The 1,100-nt window shown below is 48.4% G+C and carries 3 protein-coding genes; 2 read left to right on the forward strand and 1 reads right to left on the reverse strand.

Annotation, left to right across the window (positions count from 1 at the left end):
• Both HMPREF2807_RS13760 and HMPREF2807_RS10640 read left to right on the forward strand, forming a co-directional pair.
• On the forward strand, positions 1-264 hold a 264-nt coding region (locus HMPREF2807_RS13760; protein ID WP_198531402.1), incomplete at its 5' end, for a transposase.
• Positions 265-381: 117 nt separating this feature from the next.
• The gene (locus HMPREF2807_RS10640) at positions 382-861 is read left to right on the forward strand and encodes a hypothetical protein (RefSeq protein WP_232751667.1); all 480 of its coding nucleotides are present in this window, start codon (positions 382-384) and stop codon (positions 859-861) included.
• A 26-nt stretch (positions 862-887) separates the two neighbouring features.
• Here the strand turns inward: HMPREF2807_RS10640 and HMPREF2807_RS14230 are convergent.
• Positions 888-1,100, reverse strand: a 213-nt coding sequence (locus HMPREF2807_RS14230; RefSeq protein ID WP_232751668.1) for a hypothetical protein, incomplete at its 5' end; no start/stop codon positions are given.

The raw sequence follows: 1,100 nt of genomic DNA on the forward strand, positions 1-1,100 counted from the left end.
ATGGAACGCATCATCCACACCCTGCGTAAAGGGCTACCAAAAGGTTTAGACGAGCTCGCCCAACTGGGGCGCACCCTGTGGCGTCGGCGCAAAGATGTGCTTGCCTACTTTGATATCGGTGCCTCCAACGGCCCCGTTGAGGCAATCAACGGCAGACTCGAACACCTACGCGGCATCGCCCTAGGATTTAAAAACCTCGACCACTACATCTTGCGATGCCTAATCCACTCCGGACAACTACAGGACAAAATCAACGCACTCTAAAACCGGAAGGGCCAATTTACAGTGCGTGGGACATCTGGAAGTCGTCGGCTTTCGGAAGAAGAACTTGCGACGTGTCGTCGTTCATTGTAATCCGTAGCAATACGCTTGAGATTTAACTTGGATATTCCTTTTAAGGATGAGTCTTCGTTTAAAGACTATTGGAAACAGAACGGTGCTGAAGGAAGCTATCAAGCTAGACGGCAGATTCTTAGCGCAATATTTGATCCGTTTGAGAGGCATGTCGAAGGCCTCGAAGATGCGCAGCTTCAAGGAAAACTGGCTTCTCCTGTTAGTCCGCGGGATTCTACCGGATGGGTGCGGATTGATACAGAAATCAAGGAGCTCCGTGAGAAGTTTGCTTTTGCAAATACTCAAAGTGACTTCAGCGATGTCGGTAATCGGGTGGTTCGCATTCTCGACGAATTGAACCGCGTAGCCTTTGACGAAACTCGTCACTTACGGGATAGTGATGATGCGAATAGATTTAATGAGGGAAACTCAAAAAATCGGCTGGAACGAGTTGTTGACGTAGAACTTCCAGGACGCAACAAGCGAATAGTGAACTGCGTAGTTTTGTTCGTAAGGCAATTGCGTTAGCGCATTCGATAAAACACGCACCGAACTCATCGCGCCGTGAAGCTGGCATAATCGCTGATTCCGTAATCATGCTTGTCAATATTTTTCGGCGGATGTTCCAAAGCGCGTGATGCAATATTTAATTGAAAAGAGTCGGTGAGCAAACATCGTCGCGACATAGAGCGAAACGGTGCTTGGTCAAAAGTAAAGGGCCAGTTCAAGTACGAAGGCTTAAGGGACATTTCGTGTGGATTTGCGGC

Origin of the sequence: Corynebacterium sp. HMSC074A09, assembly GCF_001811545.1 — a bacterium.
Classification (GTDB): domain Bacteria; phylum Actinomycetota; class Actinomycetes; order Mycobacteriales; family Mycobacteriaceae; genus Corynebacterium; species Corynebacterium hiratae.